This is a genomic window from Sphingobium xenophagum NBRC 107872, from assembly GCF_000367345.1.
Classification (GTDB): Bacteria; Pseudomonadota; Alphaproteobacteria; order Sphingomonadales; family Sphingomonadaceae; genus Sphingobium; species Sphingobium xenophagum.
The window spans coordinates 18,646-38,304 of sequence record NZ_BARE01000021.1 but is presented as its reverse complement, the minus strand read 5'-3'; the positions used below and the strand labels follow the sequence as shown (position 1 = coordinate 38,304).

Here is a 19,659-nt window from a genome sequence, read left to right as displayed (position 1 = left end):
ATGCGGCACAGCCGCTATGAGGGGTTGCATCCGCTTATTTTGTCTGAGTATATTCCCCGAAACCGCCCGTCAATGGGTCATGGTCATCAGAGGAAGCCTCATGCGCAACGTCGCTATTATCAAAACAACGCTGTCATACGCAGTCGCGCTGGCGCTGACAAGCGGGGCGGCGCTCGCCGCCGAAGCCAGCCGCGCGCCCGCCGGAACCCTGGCGGACGGAGCCGCGGTCGAGGTGATCAGCCTGACCAACAAGCAGGGCATATCGGCCCGGATACTGACCTATGGCGCGACGCTCCAGTCGCTGTCGATGCCGGACAAGCATGGCAAGACTGCGGACGTGCTGCTCGGCTATGATGACCTCAAAGACTATGTCGACCATCCCAATTATTTCGGCGTGACCGTGGGCCGCTATGCCAATCGCATCGCGGGCGGTGCCTTCTCGATCGACGGCAAGGCCTATCAGTTGCCGCTCAACGACAAGACCAACAGCCTGCATGGCGGCGGCAAGGGTTTCGACAAGCAGGTCTGGAAAGTCGCCTCCGTCAAGAGTGGCCCGGTCGCGACGCTGGTACTGACATTGACCAGTGCGGATGGCGATTCGGGTTATCCGGGCAAGCTGGACAGCAGCGTCACCTACACGCTGGACGAAGCGGGCAATCTGGGCATCCTATTCGATGCCAAGACGGACAAGCCCACCATCGTCAACATGACCAACCACGCCATTTTCAACCTGGGTGGCGAAGGATCGCCGGACGGGGCGCTGGGCCATCTGCTGACCATTCCGGCCAAAGCCTATACCCCCGTCGATGAAGCGCTGATCCCGACTGGTGAACGCAAGCCGGTGGATGGCAGCGTGTTCGATTTCCGCCAGCCCCGCCGTGTGGCCGACGGCATTCGCGACGGTCGCGATCCGCAGATCGTATTCGGGCGTGGCTATGACCATAATTGGGCGCTGGACAAGGGGCTGACCAAGACCCCCGAACTCGCCGCCCGGCTGGAAGATCCGGTGTCGGGCCGGGTGGTTGAGGTGCTGACGACCGAGCCGGGCGTGCAATTTTATGCGGGCAATTTTCTCGACGGTACGCTGGTGGGCAAGGGCGGTCACCTCTATCGCATGGGTGACGGCATCGCGCTGGAGCCGCAGAAATTCCCCGATGCGCCCAACAAGCCCAATTTCGTGTCGGCGCGGGTCGATCCCGGCAAACCCTATCATCACGCGATGGTCTATCGCCTCTCGGTCAAGCGGTGAACCATGGCGCAGTGGCGGATGATCGCGCGCGATGGCGCCGACATGCTGGGCGAAGGGACTATATGGTCGGCGCGGGATGATGCGGTCTATTGGGTCGACATCCTTGCTCCCGCGCTCAACCGGCTGTCCCTGAAGGACGGCGCCGTCGAACGCTGGGCGATGCCCGAACCGCTGGGCTGGGTGGCCGAGCGGGCGGGCGGCGGCTTTATCGGCGGGTTCAAGAGCGGTTTTGCAGAGATCAGCCTCGACCCGCTGACCATCACGCCGATCGGTGACCCGGAACCTGACCTGCCGGGCAATCGCATGAATGATGGCAAGGCCGATGCGCAGGGCCAGATCTGGTGCGGCACGATGGACATGGCGGAGGAAAGCGACAGCGGATCGCTCTATCGCCTCACCCCCGATCTTGTCTGGCAACAGATGGATACAGGCTATCGCGTCCCCAACGGCCCGGCCTTTTCGCCCTGCGGCAAATGGCTCTATCATAGCGATACGGCCCGCCGGATCATGTATCGCTTCGCCCGGACGGCAGACGGAATTGCCGATCGGCAACCCTTCATTGCCTTCACGGATGCGGACGGTCATCCCGACGGCATGACCGTGGATGCCGACGGCCATATCTGGGTCGCCCATTGGAGCGGCGGGCGGATCAGTCGCTTCACGCCCGATGGCAGGCTAGACCGCGCCATCGCCTTGCCCGCGCGGCAGGTGACCAACATCTGCTTCGCCGGACCCGACCTGGATCGCATGTTCGTCAGTTCAGCCGCGATCGGTCTGGACGCGACGCCCTGTGACGGCGGCTTGTTCGAAGTCGATTGCGGCGTGCGTGGCTTGCCGACCCATCTATTTGGTGGCTGACGTTCGATCGACATATGGTTCGATAAAAGGCGATTGAACTGCGTGCCGAAATCTGCTTAAAGCACCTGGACAGCGTTGTCATTCCTTCTCCAAGACGTACAACGTTGCGATCCCGAACAGCCATAGGCGAACTGCACGCGCCAAAGGCTGTTCGGGACATTTTTCGCCACCTATGTTCGGTTCGCTGTCGGCTTATCCGGGCTATGGCCGACGCGCGGCGACCCGCACCGGCTTTCGCAGACCTGGCTCCGACAAAAGCAGCGTCGCTTGAGGGCGGAGAATGGAGACAGGGGCGCAAGCCCCTTCCCTGTGCGTGGCTTCCTGCTAAAGCGCCCCCATGCTCAATCTTAACGGTATCACCGTGCGCCTTGGTGGCCGCACCATCCTCGACCGCGCCAGCGCGGCGCTTCCCCCACGCAGCCGGGTCGGCCTGATCGGTCGCAATGGCGCGGGCAAGTCCACGCTGATGAAGGTCATGATCGGCCAGCTCGATCCCGACGATGGCAGTTGCGACATGCCGCGCGACACGCGCCTTGGCTATATTGCGCAGGAAGCCCCCAGCGGCACGGCGACCCCGTTCGAAACGGTGCTGGAAGCGGACAAGGAGCGCGCCGCGCTGATGGCGGAGGCCGAGCATACCGAAGACCCCGATCGCCTGGGCCATATCTATGAGCGGCTGACCAGCATCGACGCCTATACCGCGCCCGCCCGCGCCGCGCGCATATTGGTGGGCCTTGGCTTTGACGAGGAAATGCAGGGGCGTCCGCTCGACAGCTATTCGGGCGGCTGGAAGATGCGGGTGGCGCTCGCCTCGCTGCTCTTCTCCAATCCCGACCTGCTGCTGCTCGACGAGCCGTCGAACCATCTCGACCTTGAAGCGACGATGTGGCTGGAAAATTTCCTGAAAGCCTATCGGGGCACGGTGGTCGTGATCAGTCATGAGCGTGACCTGCTCAACAACGTCGTCGATTACATCCTGCATCTGGAGGGCGGCAAGGTCACCCTCTATCCCGGCGGCTATGACGCATTCGAGCGGCAGCGGGCCGAACGCCTGGCCCAGCTTGAATCGGCGCGCGTCAAGCAGCAGGCCGAGCGGGAGAAATTGCAGGATTATGTCGCGCGCAACTCCGCGCGCGCATCCACTGCGAAACAGGCCCAGTCGCGCGCCAAGGCGCTGGCGCGGATGCAGCCGATTGCGGCGGCGATCGAAGACCCCACGCTGGCGTTCAGCTTCCCCAGCCCGCCCGAACTGCGCCCGCCGCTGATCACCATGGACATGGCGGCGGTCGGCTATGGCGACACGCCGATCCTGCGCCGGGTCAATCTGCGCATCGACCCGGACGACCGGCTGGCGCTGCTGGGCCGCAATGGCAACGGCAAGACGACGCTGGCCCGCCTGATCGCGGCGCAACTCGCGCCCATGGAAGGGCAGATGCAAAGCTCGTCCAAGATGCAGGTCGGCTATTTCACCCAATATCAGGTGGAGGAACTGGACGTCACCGACACGCCGCTGGAACATATGACCCGCGTGATGAAGGGGGCAACCCCCGGCGCGGTGCGCGCGCAACTGGGGCGGTTCGGCTTTTCCGGCGAACGCGCAATCCAGAAGGTCGGGAGCATGTCCGGTGGCGAGCGGGCGCGGCTGGCGCTGGCGCTCATCACCCGTGACGCGCCGCATTTGCTGATCCTCGACGAACCGACCAACCATCTGGACGTCGACAGCCGCGAGGCGCTGGTGCAGGCGCTCAACGATTATAATGGCGCGGTGGTGATCGTCAGCCATGACCGGCACATGATCGAACTGGTGGCCGACCGGCTGGTGCTGGTCGATGGCGGGACGGCCCAGCCGTTCGACGGCAGCCTGGAGGATTATACCGACATCGTCCTGCGCAAGGCCGATGGCAACAGCAGCGGCGACGCGCCCAAGGTCGATCGCAAGGCTGACAAGAAGGCGGCTGCGGAATGGCGCGAAAAGCAGAAGGCGCTCAAAAACGCTGTCTCCCGCGCCGAAAAGGAAATGGCGGCGCTGATCGCCGAGCGCAAGCGGATCGACGCCGTGCTGTTCGATCCCAAGACCGCCACCGGGGCGGAAGCGAAGATGACGACCAGCGAACTGATGGTGAAGCGCGCCGCGGTGGAAAAGAAGCTGGAAGCGGCGGAGGAAGTCTGGATGGAAGCAGGCGCGGCGCTGGAGGCGGGCTGAAACCCCTTCAGCGCCCGATCAGGATGAACGGCGCCCAGATATAGGGCTGTGCCGCATCGGCCCGCCCTGACCGCATCAGCTTGCGCATCGCCTTCTGGAGCGCCACCGCGCGGGGTGTCCCCCGGTTGGCGGCTTTCACCGTTTCGAGCGTCACGAAAGCGCTGGCATCGTCGCGCACCGGCCAGTGCGATACCAGCAGCGATCCCGCCCCTGCATAGCGGAACGCCTGCGCCAGTCCCGAATAGGCTGGCGCCTGCGCGCTGTCGCCCGCCGCCGTGTTGCAGGCCGACAGGATCACCCAGTCCGCGCCGATCCGCATCGCGGCGACCTCCGAAGCGGTCAGCAGTCCGTCATCGCCGGTGCCGGGGGACGGCGGAGACAGGACCAGCGCGGGTTCGGTCACGCCCTCCATCTGGCCGCTGACCAGTCCGTGGGTTGCAAACAGGATGACGGAATAGGGCGCGAAATCTTGTGCGCGCAGCGCCGCTTCGCTCGCCTGCGCCCCGACCAGCAGGGTCGCGCGATCCGTGCCGAAGCGATCCGCCACGGCGCGCAATTCGGCGAGCGATCCGGGCAGGGACGGCAGTTCGGACAAGGCAGCCGCATCAGCCGTGCCGCCGCGAAAATAATGGTTCGCCGCGAGCAGCGCAGGTGCCGCTGGCCTGGTCCCGCTGGGAAAGGGGGCAGGTGCGCCGACGCCCAGGAAGCTCTGGTTGCGCATGGCGATCCGCTGTGGCGCCGCGGGGCCGGTGGCAAAGCCAGGCTGTACCTCGATCGCGAAGCGGCGGATCAGCCAGGGCGTATCCCGATCGATCGTAACGACAGGCCGTTGCGGCAGCATCGCGAAGGGCAGCGAGGCGAAGGCGCCGGTGGGCACGATCCGCAACGCCTTTGCCTTGCCCAGCCGGGCGAGGATGGTGGGCGTAAAAATCTGGGCATAGAGATCATGCGCAGCGGTCCGGTCGAACCCGCCGGGTGTCATCGTGCCGCGCAGCCGGTCGACCAGCGCGACCATGGCGGCGCGGCCCAACCCCGTGCGCTCCACGGTCGCGCCGTCTGCATCGACCGCCAGCAGATACACCCCGTCAAAGGCGGGCATCACCGCCAGCAAGGCTTCGTCCTGCGCCAATCCCGCGCGCAATGTCGCAAGGTCGGGCCGGATGCCGCCGCGCGCTTCGATCCAGCGGGGATAGTCGCGGGCGATGGCGGCCCGTTCGGCCTCGGCAATGGCCTCCACGGCGGAACGGGCGGCGCGCGCGGCGTCGACATCCTTGTCGGTCGCCAGCGCCTTGAGCAACGCGCTATCCGCCTTGGCCAGCGCCTTCAGCTTGTCCTGCAAGGTGCGGACCCGCGCGGCGAGCGCTGGATCGGCCACCAGCCGCTCTGCCACCAGCCTGTTGGCCTGGGCAATGCGCGATCCGGCCAGAATCGCCATGGCGTCCAGCGCCAGCGCCGGGTCGTTCGCCTGCACCGCGATCTTGAGGATGGTGTCGAGCGCAGCGCGCTGTTCCTCGTTCAGATCACCATCATCGTCGAGCGACTGGCTTTCGCGCAGCAGCCCGGCCATTTGCCGCGCCGCCGCGACAGCGCCGTCGCCCTGTGCCCAGGCGGCCATCATGGCGGCATTGGCCAGGGCGAAGGCAGGCGCGTCATCGATCTGCCGGGTTTCGCGCAGATAATCGGCGGCCGCGGCCCGCGCCGCGTCCTGCCGGCTGGTGGCGATCAGCGCGGGGACGAGCAGCGGATAGACACGCTGCCCCATGTCTCGATCGCTGGCGGTCGGGGTGCGGACGCGGTCCATCGCCGTGCGCGTACGCTCGATCACCTCCTCCGGCCGTCCCGACGCGGCACTGGCAACGGCGGCAAAGGCCAGCGCGCGCGCACCCTGCGGGCTATTGTCGCCCTCGATCGCCCGAAAACCGCGCTCCGCCTCCAGAAACAGTGGCTCGGCATCACTATAGCGTTCCATCGGCAACAGCACGCCAGCCATGTTATAGAGGCCGAAATGATAGAAGAGGCTCTTCGTCCCCACCGTCTCGCGCTTGATGGCGATGGAGCGCTCCATATAATCCAGGCTCTCCGCGCGTCGCCCCGTCCGCGCCAGCAGCAGCCCCAGCATTTCCAGGGACCGATGATAGCTGGGATGTTTGCGATCGACATGGTCGGTCGCGATATTGACCGCCAGCCGCGCATATTGTTCCGCCTCGACCAGCCGCGCCGCGCGATAGAGCATCTGCGCATAGGTGTAGGTCGCGGCCACCGTATCGGGATGATTGGGGCCAAGGCTGGTCGTGCGCGCTTCCAGGCTGGCGCGCTGGGCGTCGACGGCTTCGCCATAACGCCCCAGCCGCGATAGCGCCTGCGCGTGGGAAAAGGCGATGTTGGACTTGAGCATATAGTCCGCTTCGGAAAGCGCCTTTGGCCCGACGCGCGCGAAATAGCGGTCGGCATAGGCGCTGGCCTGCGCCAGCGTCTCCGCCCCGGCGGTGACGTCGCCGATGATCGACTGGACATAGCCCTTGACCGACATGCCTTCCAGCCAGGGGATGGGATAGGTGTCGCGGAACGGCGCGATCAGCGCCAGCCCCTTGTCCACATGGGCGAGGGCGGAGGGATTCTTGCCCTCGATCTGGTCCATGGACCCCAGCTTGATCAGGCCGACGCCCGCCAGCGGATGAGGGTGGTTGCCCACGCGCACCTTCATCGCCTTGTCGTGCAACGCGGCCCAGGCGTCGCGCGTCTTTTGCGACATCGACTGGGCGAAATCGTCATTTTCGAACAGTGTTGTGGCTTTTTCATCGAGCGCGCGCAATTGGGCGTGGCGCGGATCGTCGACGCGAAAGCCCGGCACGGTCTGGGCGACGCCCGGCAGCACCGGCATCGTCGCCAGCGCCAGCATCACGGCTATCCTGCCTGCCAAAAGCCCCATCGCCTGTCCCCTGACTCTGCCCCTACGGCATCCTTTGCGGGCGCGGGGGCTTTGGCGTCAAGTTACAAGCGTTCGGGCAGGACGATCATGCCAGCGTCAGGCGCCAGTCCCAGCGCAGCGGATCGCCATCCATGACATCGACCCCGCGCGCGATCAGGGCGTCGCGTATCTCGTCCGACAGGGCGAAATCCTTGTCGGCGCGCGCGGCGGCACGGCGTTCCAGTTCCGCTTCAATCTCTTCCGGCGCGATCTGCGCATCCTTGGGCTGGAGGCGCAGGTCGGCGCGGGTCAGGCTCATGAGGTTAAGACCCAGCGCCGCGTCGAAGGCCGCGATCAGGCAGAGTTTCTCATCCACCGGCACTTTCTTGAGCGCAATAGCCTCTTCCAGCAAAGGCAGCGCGCGCGGCGTCATCAGGTCGTCGCTGATCGCCGCGTCAAACTGCTCCAGCAGGGGCGCGAGTTTGGGGTGCATGTTGGCGCGCAAATAGTCGAGCCGGGGCGATTGCCATGTCACCCCTTCGGCGCGGGCCTTCAGACCCTCGACGCCCATGACCAGCCGCTTCAGACGGGTGAGTGCCGCGCCGACACCCTCCGCGCTGAATTCCAGTTCGCTGCGATAATGCGCGCCCAGGCAGAGCAACCGATAGGCCAGCGGATGCACGCCTGCGTCGATCAGCGAAAAGAGCGTGGTGAAACCGCCCTTCGACTTGCTCATCTTGCCGCTGCGATCGACCAGGAAATTATTGTGCATCCACCAGCGCGCGCCGGTGAAGCCCGCTTCGGCCGCGCCGACATCCGGGCCGCAGCAGGCGTGAAAGGCCTGATTCTGGGCAATTTCATTGGGATGATGGATTTCGCGATGGTCGATGCCGCCGGTATGGATGTCGAACGGATGGCCAAGGCGCGCCTGGCTCATCACCGAACATTCCAGATGCCAACCCGGCGCGCCCTTGCCCCACGGACTGTCCCATTCCATCTGCCGCTGTTCGCCGGGCGGCGACTTGCGCCAGATCGCGAAGTCGGACGGGTTGCGCTTGCCCGCGACCGGATCGATCCGGGCATGGGCGGCATCGTCCCGCCCGCCAGCCAGCGCGCCATAATCAGGCACGGTCGCGCTGTCGAAATAGAGGCCGCTGTCCAGTTCATAGCAATGTGCTGGCGCGATCCGCTCGGCAAATGCGATCATCTGCGGCACATAGTCGGTCGCGACCGTCCATTCGCTGGGCGCGATGATGTTGAGGTCGGCGATATTCTGCTTGAAAGCCTGGGTGTAGTGGGCGGCAATGTCCCAGATGCTCTTGGCGCTGGCGCGGGCCGCCGCCTCCATCTTGTCATCGCCCGCGTCCGCGTCGCTGGTCAGATGGCCGACATCGGTGATGTTGATGATGTGGGTGACCGACAGCCCCTTCCATAGCAGCGTCCGCCGCAAAGTGTCGGTAAAGACATAGGCGCGCAAATTGCCCAGATGCGCATAATTATAGACGGTCGGTCCGCAGCTATAGACGCGCGCATGATTGTCCTCGATCGGCGCGAACGGCTCGATCGTGCGGGTCAGGCTGTTGAACAGGCGCAGCGGCGCAGTGATATGCTGGTCGTCGAAAGCATTGCTCATGGGTGCAGCCATGCGACCAAGCGGCGCAGGCGTCAACGGGGCCGAAGGTCGAAAAAATTGCTTGAACTTGACCCAACGTCAAGCGGTAGGTCAGCGTCATGACGGATTATCTCGATATCGCCGCCGTCGTGCGGCAGGCTGGTGTTACCAGTCGGGCCTTGCGCTATTACGAAGCACGCGGTCTGCTCCACCCGTTACGCACCGGTTCCGGGCGGCGGCTGTTCGGCCCCATGCAATTGACGCGATTACACCAGCTTCTGACACTCAAGCGCGCCGGCTTCACCTTGGCTCAGATCGGGAAAATGTTTGCCGAGCCGATGCCAGACATAGGCGCATTGCTGCGTGCGCAGATGCAGACGCTGGATGACCAGGTCCGTCTGCTCGATCATGCACGCTATCATCTCGACCTAGCCCTTTCCCGCATCGCGCGCAGCGAGCCGCTCGATACCGCTATTCTCTGCTCGCTCATCAGGCATGGAGGCAAAGATATGGACGAGAAGGACTGGAAGAAGGTCACCGATCTGTATTTCAGCGCGCAGGCTGAAGCAGATTTTGCCGATGCGCAACAAAGTCTACCAACAGATTTTGATCAGGCCGCCTATGGCGCGCAATGGGCGGCATTGACCCAGAGGATCGCAGGGGCGCTGCCGCTCGATCCGGCCAGCGAACAGGCGCAGACATTCTATGACGAATGGCAGGCGCTGCTTGCGCCGTTCATGGCGGCGGCAACCCCAGCTATGCAGCAGGGGGTGGTGCATCTCTACGACCATATTGGCGAATGGGAGGATAATCAGACGCCTCCGTTCCCGTCGGACATATGGGATTTCATTCGCGCGGCGGGAGTGGCACGGACACAAGGCCGCGCTGGATTGTAATAAAATGTTGCGCCGGCCTCTGGCTCTTGTACCGGCGCGTTCCTCCGCCAATATGGTTGGTGCGGGCCGGGCCCCTCTGACGCGCTGGACTTCTCCCCCCCTAGTCCAGCCGTGATGTCGGACCGCATCGGGTGCGCCCGGTGCAGGTTTTGCGGCAATTCCCCCCTCATATGCCGCAGGAGACCGCACCGGGCCACTCGAACCATATCTTGATGGATGGAGTGACCTTACGTGAATAATCCCGTTCGTATGCCGGGCTATGGTGCGAGCCGCACGGCGCAGACCGACGCCGGGCTGCGCGCGCACATGCTGGGTGTTTTCCGCAATATGGGCCTGGGTCTGGTGATTACCGGCCTGGTCGCGGCGTTCATCGGCAATACGCCGGTGCTGGCCGCTGCCATCTTCGGCACGCCGCTCAAATGGGTGGCGATCTTCGCGCCCCTGGCCTTTGTCTTTTTCTTCAGCTTCCGCATCGAAAAGATGACGACATCCGGCGCACGCATGGCCTTCTGGGCCTTCTCCGCCGTGATGGGCGTGTCGCTGGCCAGCGTTTTTCTGGTGTTTACCGGCGGCAGCATCGCGCAGGCCTTTTTCTCGGCCGCCGTCATGTTCCTGGCCATGTCGCTGTGGGGATATACCACGCAGCGTGACCTGACGAAGATGGGCAGCTTTTTGATCATGGGCCTCATTGGCATCATCGTCGCCAGCCTGATCAACATCTTCATCGGATCGTCGGCGATGGCGATGGTCATCTCGATCCTGGGCGTGGTGATCTTCACGGGCCTGACTGCCTGGGATACGCAGCGGATCAAGTCGGAATATTTCGCCTATGCCGGCCATGAAATGGCGGCGAAGATGCAGGTGATGGGCGCGCTGTCGCTGTACCTGAACTTCGTCAACCTGTTCCAGATGCTCCTCAGCCTCACCGGCGAGCGGGAGTAAGCGGATGCGGGATCAAGCGGCCGTATCGGCCATGCTCTGCCCGGTCTGTCACGTCGGATTGGCGATGACGGACCGGCAGGGGGTCGAAATCGACTATTGCCCGCAATGCCGGGGCGTATGGCTGGACCGGGGCGAACTGGACAAGATTATCGACCGGGCCATGTCCGACACGGCTGCACCCGCCCGGCCAGCGCCCTTCGCGCAACCCAGCTACCGCCCGGACCGCGATTATCGCGACGACGGGCGGGGCTACCCGAAAAAGCGCAAGAAGAGCTTTCTGGAAGAGCTGTTCGATTGATGGAAAGGCCGGTCCTGCTGGGCCGGCCTTTTTCTTACACCCATACCCGTCATCCCCGCGAAGGCGGGGATCCAACTCACGCCAGTCGCGGGTCGGGAGATGGGTTCCCGCTTTCGCGGGAATGACGGAAATTTTGACACGCTTCACCAGCGCGCGATTACTACTGCCGCTGTAAAACACGAGAACATTGCTATCACCGCGCCGGGCCAGCCCGTATACGGCAGGGCTATCGCGAAACAGGCAAAGAGCGTAAGTAGCGCGGCTATTTTTTGGGCCCTATCGGCTTGCTTGATCTTGAAAAGCTCAATGCGCCGCACCCCAGCTCGGCCCCGTGCCGATCTCCACCCCAAGCGGCACGCTTAGCTTCACGCTCGGCTCGGCGGCGCTTTCCATGACGCGGCGGATCACCGCGCTGGCGGCGTCCACATCGCCCTCCGGCAGTTCGAACACCAGTTCGTCATGCACTTGCAGCAGCATCCTGACGCCCGGCAGCCCCGCTGCCTCCAGCGCCGGTTCCATGCGCGCCATCGCCCGTTTGATGATGTCGGCGCTGGTCCCCTGGATCGGTGCGTTGATCGCGGCGCGCTCGGCGCCCTGCCGTTCGTGCTGGATCGATGCGCGGATGCGCGGGAACCAGGTTTTTCGCCCGAATAAAGTCTCGGTATAGCCGCGCTCCCGCGCCTTCTCGATCGTTTCGTTGATGTAGATGCTGATGCCGGGGAAGCGCTCATAATATTTGGCGATCATCTCCTGCGCCTCGTCCGCGCTGATCTCCAGCCGTCCGGCCAGTCCCCAGCGGGAAATGCCGTAGAGGATCGCGAAATTGATCGTCTTGGCCCGGCCGCGCGTGTCGCGGTTTACCTCGCCAAACAGCTCCTTGGCGGTCGCCGCGTGAATATCCTCGCCCGCCGCGAACGCCTCTTTCAGCGCAGGCACGTCGGCCATATGCGCGGCCAGCCGCAGCTCGATCTGGCTATAGTCCGCCGCCAATATGACATTGCCGGGTTCCGCGACAAAGGCATGGCGGATCTGCCGCCCGACTTCGGTGCGGATCGGAATATTTTGCAGGTTGGGATCAGTGGAGGAAAGCCGCCCGGTCTGCGCCCCGGTCAGCGAGTAGCTGGTGTGGACCCGGCCTGTATCCTTGTTGATCTGGGCTTGCAACGCGTCGGTATAGGTGGATTTGAGTTTGGAAAGCTGACGCCATTCCAATATTTTGCTGGCGATCGGCGCGCCTTGCGCGGCCAGTTGCTCAAGGATGGTGACGTCGGTGGAATAGGCGCCCGACTTGCCCTTCTTGCCGCCCTTATAGCCCATCTTGTCGAACAGGATCGCGCCCAGTTGCTGGGTCGATCCGATCGCGAAGGGTTGCCCGGCCAGTTCGTGAATCTCCGTCTCCAGCGCGGCGATGCCAGCGGTAAATTCGCCCGACAGCCGCGCCAGATGTTCGCGGTCCACCTTGATCCCGCGATGCTCCATCCGCGCAATCACCGGCACCAGCGGACGGTCGACCAGTTCATAGACGCGGTTTGCGCCTTCATTGGCTACCCGCGTCTTGAACAGCTTCCACAGGCGCAGCGTCACGTCCGCATCCTCGGCGGCATAGGCGGTCGCCTTGTCCAGCGGCACTTCGGCAAAGCTGATCTGGCTCTTGCCGGTGCCGACGACCTCCTTGAAGCTGATGCACTCATGATTGAGGTGCGTGCGTGCGGCCTCATCCATGCCGTGGCCTGACAGGCTTTGACCGGCATCCAGGTCGAAGCTCATGACGATCGTGTCGTCGAACGGCGTGACGGCGATGTCGTGCCGCCGCAGCACGGTCATGTCATATTTCAGATTCTGCCCCACCTTCAGGACTGCATCATCCTCCAGCAGCGGTTTGAGCTTCGCCATCACGGTTGCCAGCGGCAGTTGCTCCGGCTTTTCGGCAAACATGTCGCGCCCGCCATGGCCGATCGGGATGTAGCAGGCCTTGTTGGGGCCGGTCGCCAGGCTCACCCCCACCAGCTGGCAGGATACGCAATCGAGCATGTCGGTTTCGGTATCGACCGCGACGATCCCTTCCGCCGTCGCCTGTGCGATCCAGCGGTCGAGCGCTTCTTCGCTGACGACGGTTTCATACAGGCTGCGGTCGATCGCCGGTTCCTGCGGCGCGACCGGGGTGGTGACGGGTTCCGGCACGCCGGAGGAGACCGCGGCCACCGCGACGGCGGCGGCTGGGGCGCCCAGCCGGTTGAGCAGCGTCTTGAAACCGTGATGCGTCAGGAAATCCTGCAACGGCTCCTTGGGAATACCCTTGAGCGCCAGATCCTCCAACGGTTCGGGCAGATCCATACTGTCATGCAGCGCCACCAGCCGCCGCGACAGGCGCGCCATGTCGGCATGGGCGATCAGATTTTCCTGCATCTTGGACTTCTTCATCGCCGGCGCTGCCTCCAGCGCCGCTTCCAGCCCGCCATATTCGACGATCAGCTTGGCCGCGGTCTTGGGGCCGATGCCCGGCACACCCGGCACATTGTCCACGCTGTCGCCCATCAGCGCGAGCACGTCGCCAAGTTGCTCTGGCTGTACGCCGAATTTGCCGACGACATAATCGGCCCCGCGCCGTTCATTCTTCATCGTGTCATACATGTCGACGCCCGGCTGGATCAGCTGCATCAGATCCTTGTCCGAACTCACGATGGTGACATGCCATCCCGCCGCAATCGCCGCCCTGGTATAACTGGCGATCAGGTCGTCCGCTTCATATCCCGCTTCCTCGATACAGGGGAGGGAAAAGGCGCGGGTCGCGTCGCGAATCATCGGGAATTGCGGGACCAGATCTTCGGGCGCGGGCGGGCGGTTCGCCTTATACTGGTCGTACATATCGTTGCGGAAGGTGTGCGACCCCTTGTCCAGGATCACCGCCATATGCGTTGGCCCTTCCGCCTTGCCCAGTTCCTCCGCCAGTTTCCACAGCATCGTCGTATAGCCATAGACAGCGCCGACCGGCTGGCCATGCTGGTTGGTGAGCGGCGGGAGCTGGTGATAGGCGCGAAAAATATAGCCGCTGCCATCGACGAGATAGAGGTGATTCTGGGTCATGGGGAAGGGGGATAGCGGGTTACGCATCCTCCCTCCAGTCGTCAGGTCGACAGAAAGTCCGGCGGCCGGACCCGATCAATCAAACCCCGCGTCACCGGCGCGTGCCCTTATCTCATTTCGGCTCGTGGTTCGCCGCGACGGCCTTTGCCACAGCCTGCATCAGCGCCCAGCGTTCCGGGATGGAAACGGTGGTGCTGCCGATCATCACGGCGACCGCGTAGCTGGTGCCATCAGGCGCAGTCATGATGCCGACATCATTATATCCGGTGGAGCGTGGCGGCAGATCCTGGCCGGTCCCGGTTTTGTGCAGATAGGACCAGCCCGGCGGCACCCCGCCCTTGATCCGCTGCGGCCCGGTCTTGGCTTCCGACATGATCGACAGCAGCAGGCGGGAAGATGCGGACGATAGCATATCGCCCTGTTTCAGCCTTGCCAGCGCCTGGACGATCGCGGCGGGCGCCGCCCCATCGGGCGGGCTGGCGAGGTAATTGTCCAGCGCCTTCACCCGCGCAGCCATCGGCACCCTTGCGCGGGCAGTGTAGAAGTTGCGGCCGATCGCATAATCCTGCCGCCAGTCGAGCCCCGCCGTCGCCGATTGCAGCAGCCTTTCGCCCGGACCAAAGCGGATGTCCTTGATCATCCGCCGCGCCAGAAAGCCACGCACGGCGTCCGGCCCGCCGACCGCGCGCAGCAGCGTGTCGTTGGCGGTGTTGTCGCTTTGCGTCATGGCCCGGCGCATCAGGTCGGAATAGCTGGTGGTCCAGCCGTTGGTCCCGACCATCGCGGCGGTCGGCTGGTGAAACAGGGTCAGGTCGTTGCGGGTGATGGTCGTGGTGTCCGCCAGGCGCAGCTTGCCCCGGTCGACAGCGTCCAGGAACGTCATCGCGACCCAAAGTTTGGACACGCTCTGCTGCGGGAACAGCGCATTGCCATTCCATGCCACGGTCCAGTCCGCGCCGATCCTGCGAACGGCGATGCCCACCTTGCCCCGGAAACTTTGCCCCAGATTGCGCACGACGCTGACCAGCGCGGGGGAGGGCGTTTCGGTCTGGTCGATGTCCCTGTAGGGCAGCGGCGGGTTGGCGACCTTGCGGATCGGCCAGGTGTTGGTCGTGGGCTGCACGCCCTTGGGCGCGGCGGCGGCAGCCTGCGCCGGGCGCGGTTCGGGGGCGCTTACGCAGGCGGACAGCGCCGCCATCAACAGGACCAGGCGCGCAGAACCGCCCCGGCTATCATTCGATCTCATTTCATTCCCCGCACTCTGCAAGTGCCATTTAGGGTCAGCCGCCCGGTTGGCGGGCAAGGCCGATGCGACGAATGATTCCACAAATGCGATGTAAGGAGGCTTAACGGGGAACCGGCACGAAACCGCTTCCGCTCAGTTGCGGTTAAGCGGCGCAGCGGCAATAGGGCGGCATGATGGACAATGGCATGGACAGGCGGACGCTGCTCGGCGGGATGCTCGCGGCGAGCGGCCTGATGTGGAGCGGGACGGCGCAGGCCGCGCCCTTTACCTCGCGCCGGATCGCGGTGACGGTACGGGGGGCAGGGCGGGACGTGCTGCTGATCCCCGGCCTTGCCAGTGGTCCGGGCATCTGGAACGGGGTGCTGGGCGCGATGCCAGGCTATCGCTTCCATCTGGTTCAGGTGCGCGGCTTTGCAGGGTTGGCGGCGGATGCCAATGCCAGCGGCCCGCTGGTTCAGCCGCTGGCCGACGAAATTGCCCGCTACATCACGGTCTCTGGCCTGAAACGCCCGGCGATCGTGGGGCATTCGATGGGCGGCACGCTGGCGATGATGGTGGGGCTGAAGGGCGTGGCTGGCCGGGCAATGGTGGTCGACATGCTGCCAGCCGGGGCGGCGATTGTCGGCGGCACTGCCAGCGGCCTTGGCTTTCTGGCGGACCAGCTTGGCGGCTATCTGACCGGGACAGTCGCGGGGAGACGCTATCTGGCGCAGATTGTGGGCCAGGCGCCCGGCGCCAGAGGCAGCGATCCCGAAGTCATTGCCAACGCCCTGCGCGATCTGGCCAATATCGATCTTGGCCCGCAACTCGCGCGACTCTCTATCCCGCTTGAGATAGTCTATGCGGTCGGCGCGGACCGGGAGCAGGCAGCGGTCATCACCAGCCGGTTCCGCAGCGCCTATGCCCCCAAGAAAGATGCCGTGCTGCGCGCCATTGGCCCCAGCGGTCATATGGTGATGGCGGATCAGCCTGCACGCTTTCAGGCCGCACTCGGTGCTTTCCTCAAGGATATTTGATAGGCGTCAAAGCGTGGTGCGAGCGAGAGGGCTAGGGCGGAAATCGGATGCGCTTCCAGCGTCTCCCTCCTCCACCTTGAGGCGCGGCGCCGACCCGGCGACCGCGCCATTTTTTTACGGCGTCAGCACCGTGTCGACCGCCTTTTCCAGCATGTCGGGATAATCGAGGGTATAATGCAATCCCCGGCTTTCCTTGCGATGGAGTGCGGAGCGCACGACCAGCCGGGCGACTTCCAGCAGGTTGCGTAATTCGATCAAGTCCGGCGTGACGCGGAAATTGCCGTAATAATCATCGACCTCCTGCGCCAGCAGGGCGACGCGGTGCTGGGCGCGTTCCAGCCGCTTGGTGGTGCGGACGATGCCGACATAATCCCACATGAAGCGACGAATCTCTTTCCAGTTATGCTGGACGATGACTTCTTCGTCGCTGTTGGTCACGCGGCTTTCGTCCCATGGCCGGATGGGCGGCGGGGCGGGCAATTCGTCCCAGTGACGGCGGATATGTTTGGCGGCGGCTTCGCCGAACACGAAACATTCGAGCAGCGAGTTGGACGCCAGGCGATTGGCGCCATGGAGGCCGCTTTCGGTCACTTCGCCCGCGGCATAGAGACCCGGCAGGTCGGTGCGGCCATCCAGGTCGATCACCACGCCGCCGCAGGTATAATGTTGCGCGGGGACGACCGGAATCGGCTCCTTGGTAATGTCGATGTCCAAGTCCAGCAGCCGGGCATAGATGGTCGGGAAATGCTGCCGCACAAACTCTGGCGGCTTGTGGCTGATGTCGAGATGGACGTAATCGAGGCCCAGCCGCTTGATTTCATGGTCGATGGCGCGGGCCACCACGTCACGCGGGGCCAGTTCCTCGCGCGGGTCGAAGCGGGGCATGAAGCGCTCGCCGCCGCCGGGTACGCCAGGCGGCAGTTTCAGATGCCCGCCTTCGCCGCGCACCGCTTCGGTGATAAGGAAATTCTTGACCTCCAGATTATAGAGGCAGGTCGGGTGGAACTGGTTCATTTCCATGTTCGACACGCGGCAACCTGCACGCCAGGCCATGGCGATGCCATCCCCGGTCGCGCCGCGCGGGGCAGTGGAGAAAAGATAGGTGCGGCCCGCGCCCCCGGTGCACAGGATCGTCGCCTTGCCCAGCAGCGCATCGACATGCTTGGTCTTCTTGTTGAAGGCATAGACGCCCCAGACATGGCCATCGCCCGAATAGCGCTCGCCATGGCGGGAGGTGATGAGGTCGATCGCGATCAGATCGTCGATCAGGGTGATGTTGGGATTGGCGCGGGCGGCCTTCAGCAGGGCGACCTGCACCGCATGGCCGGTGGCATCATCGACATGGACGATGCGGCGATGGCTGTGCCCGCCCTCGCGCGTCAGATGCCAGCGATCGCCGAAATCCTCACCTGCGTTGAACGGAACGCCGAGTTTGGCGAGGCGCTCGATCGCGGCAGGCGCTTCGGACACGACGAACTCGACCGTGGCGCGATCATTGAGGCCAGCGCCCGCGACCATCGTATCTTCGACATGCGCCTCGAAACTGTCACCGGCGTCGAGTACGGCGGCAATGCCGCCCTGCGCCCAGTTGGTCGACCCACCATCGAGCGCGCCCTTGGCCAGCACCAGCACCTTGCGATCCTGCGCGAGGTTGATGGCGGCCGTCAGCCCCGCAGCGCCGGAGCCGATGATGATGACGTCGTGGGTTGTTGTGGGCATTATGTGGTCTTGCTGCTTCTTATTTACTCCCCTCCCGCAGGCGGGAGGGGGTGATTGAAGATTGCGGCGTTACCGCAGAATGACAGTTCGCGTCAGGCCGACTTTCTTTCGATGACAGTCCAGTCGGGCCGATAGCCGTCTATTTCCCACAAATCATGGCGAAAACCGGTAATGCTGGCAGCAAGTTCGATCGGAATGTCGAAAATGAAATCTACTTCTGCGCTTCCGGCATCTTCACTTTTCTGGTCCAAAAACAGCTTGTCCTTGATAGGCAACAATTCCGGGGGTGGATTGCCGGAAATCGAAAGGTCATGCAGCGATTGCTGCGCATCATGGACCACGCTCCACAGCTCAATTCCGTCGTCAGCGCCGTGTGTGGCGCTATACATTAAGCCTTCATGCAATTGGCAGCTGATGGCGCGCTTGGTTGGAAAGGATGATTTAACGGGCTGGGTGGCTGCCCATTCAAAGTCGTTGGACCATATTATGCTCCAGCCATTACGCAATTGAACGGCCGAAAAAGGGCTTTCATTTGCCTCGTCGGCTTCACCGGTATCCCGGAATCCCAAGGCATCCAGCATCGTTGCTTTTTCGATGGCGTCAAAAGCCAGCCACGAGATTTTAAAGCCCACGATCCTTCTCCTTCAAAATCACGCCGCCGCCGTCAGATTGAGGAACACATCCTCCAGGTCCGGGTCGCGCGTCACGACGTCGACGATCGCCAGGCCGCTGGCCTGCACGGCGCTGAGCACCTGGCCCGCATTGGCGCGGTCCTTGAGGTAGGTGATGGTCAGCGTGCGGTCGCCCGATCGTTCGACCTTCTCGAAACAGGGGGCGTCGGGCGGGGTCGTAATGTCGCGGTCCACGGTCACCTGCACCACCTTTTCCTGCGCCATGTCGACCAGTTCGCGGGTCGGCTTGTCGGCGATCAGGCGGCCATGGTTGATGATGCCGATGCGGTCGCACAGTTCCTCGGCCTCTTCCAGATAATGGGTCGTCAAGACGATGGTGACGCCCAGCGCATTGAGTTCGCGCACATAGGCCCAGAGTTGCTGGCGCAATTGCACGTCGACGCCCGCAGTCGGCTCATCGAGCACCAGGATCGGGGGGGAATGGACCATCGCCTTGGCCACCAGCAGGCGACGCTTCATGCCGCCTGACAATGTGCGGGCATAGGCGTGCGCCTTGTCCTCCAGATGAACGGCACGCAGCAATTCCATCGATCGGCGCTGACCCTTGGGCACGCCATAATAGCCGGCCTGATTTTCCAGCGTCTCGAAGGGCGTGAAGAAGGGGTCGAACACGATTTCCTGCGGCACGATGCCGATGGAGTTTTTCGCGTTGCGCGGATTGACGTCCGTGTCGAAGCCCCAGATGCGCGCTGTGCCCGAGGTCTTGTTGACCATGCCCGCCAGGATATTGATCGTCGTCGATTTGCCTGCGCCATTGGGGCCGAGCAGACCGTAAATCTGGCCGCGCGGGATCGACAGGTTCATGCCGTCGAGCGCGCGCTTGCCGCCCTTGTAGATTTTGGTGAGATTGCGGATCTCGATGGCGGCCTCTGGGGCGGATGCGGGCGTGTCGGTCATGGCTCCACTCTATGGTGATCCGGCCGGGCAAAGGGAAGG

Annotated in this window: 14 protein-coding genes; 7 read left to right on the top strand and 7 right to left on the bottom strand. The window is 63.8% G+C overall.

All coding sequences use genetic code 11. From position 1 onward, the window contains the following. The first annotated feature begins 100 nt into the window (after nucleotides 1-100). The 3 genes from SX1_RS11610 to SX1_RS11595 all read left to right on the top strand — a co-directional run bounded on the left by SX1_RS11610 (nucleotide 101) and on the right by SX1_RS11595 (nucleotide 4,310). Nucleotides 101-1,249 carry an aldose epimerase family protein gene (locus SX1_RS11610; RefSeq protein WP_019053118.1) on the top strand — a complete coding sequence of 383 codons (1,149 nt, stop codon included), beginning with the start codon at nucleotides 101-103 and terminating at the stop codon, nucleotides 1,247-1,249. Between the two features lie 3 nt (nucleotides 1,250-1,252). Next, nucleotides 1,253-2,107, top strand: coding sequence for an SMP-30/gluconolactonase/LRE family protein (locus tag SX1_RS11605; protein ID WP_019053117.1), 855 nt, complete (start codon nucleotides 1,253-1,255; stop codon nucleotides 2,105-2,107). 337 nt (nucleotides 2,108-2,444) lie between these two features. Further along, the gene (locus SX1_RS11595; protein ID WP_019053115.1) at nucleotides 2,445-4,310 is read left to right on the top strand and encodes an ABC-F family ATP-binding cassette domain-containing protein; all 1,866 of its coding nucleotides are present in this window, start codon (nucleotides 2,445-2,447) and stop codon (nucleotides 4,308-4,310) included. 7 nt (nucleotides 4,311-4,317) lie between these two features. Here SX1_RS11595 and SX1_RS11590 read toward each other — a convergent pair whose 3' ends face one another. Both SX1_RS11590 and SX1_RS11585 read right to left on the bottom strand, forming a co-directional pair. Beyond that, complete coding sequence (locus tag SX1_RS11590) at nucleotides 4,318-7,209, bottom strand: CHAT domain-containing protein (protein WP_019053114.1); 2,892 nt, start codon at nucleotides 7,207-7,209, stop codon at nucleotides 4,318-4,320. Between the two features lie 115 nt (nucleotides 7,210-7,324). Then, complete coding sequence (locus SX1_RS11585; RefSeq protein ID WP_019053113.1) at nucleotides 7,325-8,851, bottom strand: cysteine--tRNA ligase; 1,527 nt, start codon at nucleotides 8,849-8,851, stop codon at nucleotides 7,325-7,327. A gap of 98 nt (nucleotides 8,852-8,949) precedes the next feature. On the opposite strand from SX1_RS11585, the gene SX1_RS11580 reads away from it, so the two are divergent. From SX1_RS11580 to SX1_RS11570, 3 genes are all read left to right on the top strand, one after another. Further along, entirely contained in the window at nucleotides 8,950-9,726 is a 777-nt protein-coding gene (locus SX1_RS11580) for a MerR family transcriptional regulator (RefSeq protein WP_019053112.1), read from the top strand. 249 nt (nucleotides 9,727-9,975) lie between these two features. After that, nucleotides 9,976-10,668 (top strand): Bax inhibitor-1/YccA family protein, encoded by a 693-nt coding sequence (locus tag SX1_RS11575; RefSeq protein ID WP_019053111.1) that lies wholly within the window; start codon nucleotides 9,976-9,978, stop codon nucleotides 10,666-10,668. Between the two features lie 4 nt (nucleotides 10,669-10,672). Further along, nucleotides 10,673-10,966 (top strand): TFIIB-type zinc ribbon-containing protein, encoded by a 294-nt coding sequence (locus tag SX1_RS11570; protein WP_019053110.1) that lies wholly within the window; start codon nucleotides 10,673-10,675, stop codon nucleotides 10,964-10,966. A gap of 303 nt (nucleotides 10,967-11,269) precedes the next feature. Here SX1_RS11570 and polA read toward each other — a convergent pair whose 3' ends face one another. Together polA and SX1_RS11560 are read right to left on the bottom strand one after the other, a co-directional pair. Continuing rightward, a complete protein-coding gene (gene polA, locus SX1_RS11565; protein WP_019053109.1) occupies nucleotides 11,270-14,050 on the bottom strand; it encodes a DNA polymerase I in 2,781 nt (926 codons plus the stop codon). A gap of 112 nt (nucleotides 14,051-14,162) precedes the next feature. Further along, nucleotides 14,163-15,296 (bottom strand): serine hydrolase, encoded by a 1,134-nt coding sequence (locus SX1_RS11560; protein WP_019053108.1) that lies wholly within the window; start codon nucleotides 15,294-15,296, stop codon nucleotides 14,163-14,165. A gap of 170 nt (nucleotides 15,297-15,466) precedes the next feature. Here SX1_RS11560 and SX1_RS11555 point away from each other — a divergent pair, with 170 nt between their 5' ends. Then, complete coding sequence (locus SX1_RS11555) at nucleotides 15,467-16,312, top strand: alpha/beta fold hydrolase (RefSeq protein WP_019053107.1); 846 nt, start codon at nucleotides 15,467-15,469, stop codon at nucleotides 16,310-16,312. 114 nt (nucleotides 16,313-16,426) lie between these two features. Here the strand turns inward: SX1_RS11555 and nadB are convergent, their stop codons facing one another. The 3 genes from nadB to SX1_RS11540 form a co-directional block, all read right to left on the bottom strand. Further along, entirely contained in the window at nucleotides 16,427-18,031 is a 1,605-nt protein-coding gene (gene nadB / locus SX1_RS11550; protein WP_019053106.1) for an L-aspartate oxidase, read from the bottom strand. 92 nt (nucleotides 18,032-18,123) lie between these two features. Continuing rightward, nucleotides 18,124-18,663 carry a hypothetical protein gene (locus tag SX1_RS11545; protein ID WP_019053105.1) on the bottom strand — a complete coding sequence of 180 codons (540 nt, stop codon included), beginning with the start codon at nucleotides 18,661-18,663 and terminating at the stop codon, nucleotides 18,124-18,126. Between the two features lie 18 nt (nucleotides 18,664-18,681). Beyond that, on the bottom strand, nucleotides 18,682-19,620 hold the full coding sequence (locus tag SX1_RS11540; protein WP_017183819.1) for an ABC transporter ATP-binding protein: 939 nt from the start codon (nucleotides 19,618-19,620) through the stop codon (nucleotides 18,682-18,684). Nucleotides 19,621-19,659: the final 39 nt, after the last annotated feature.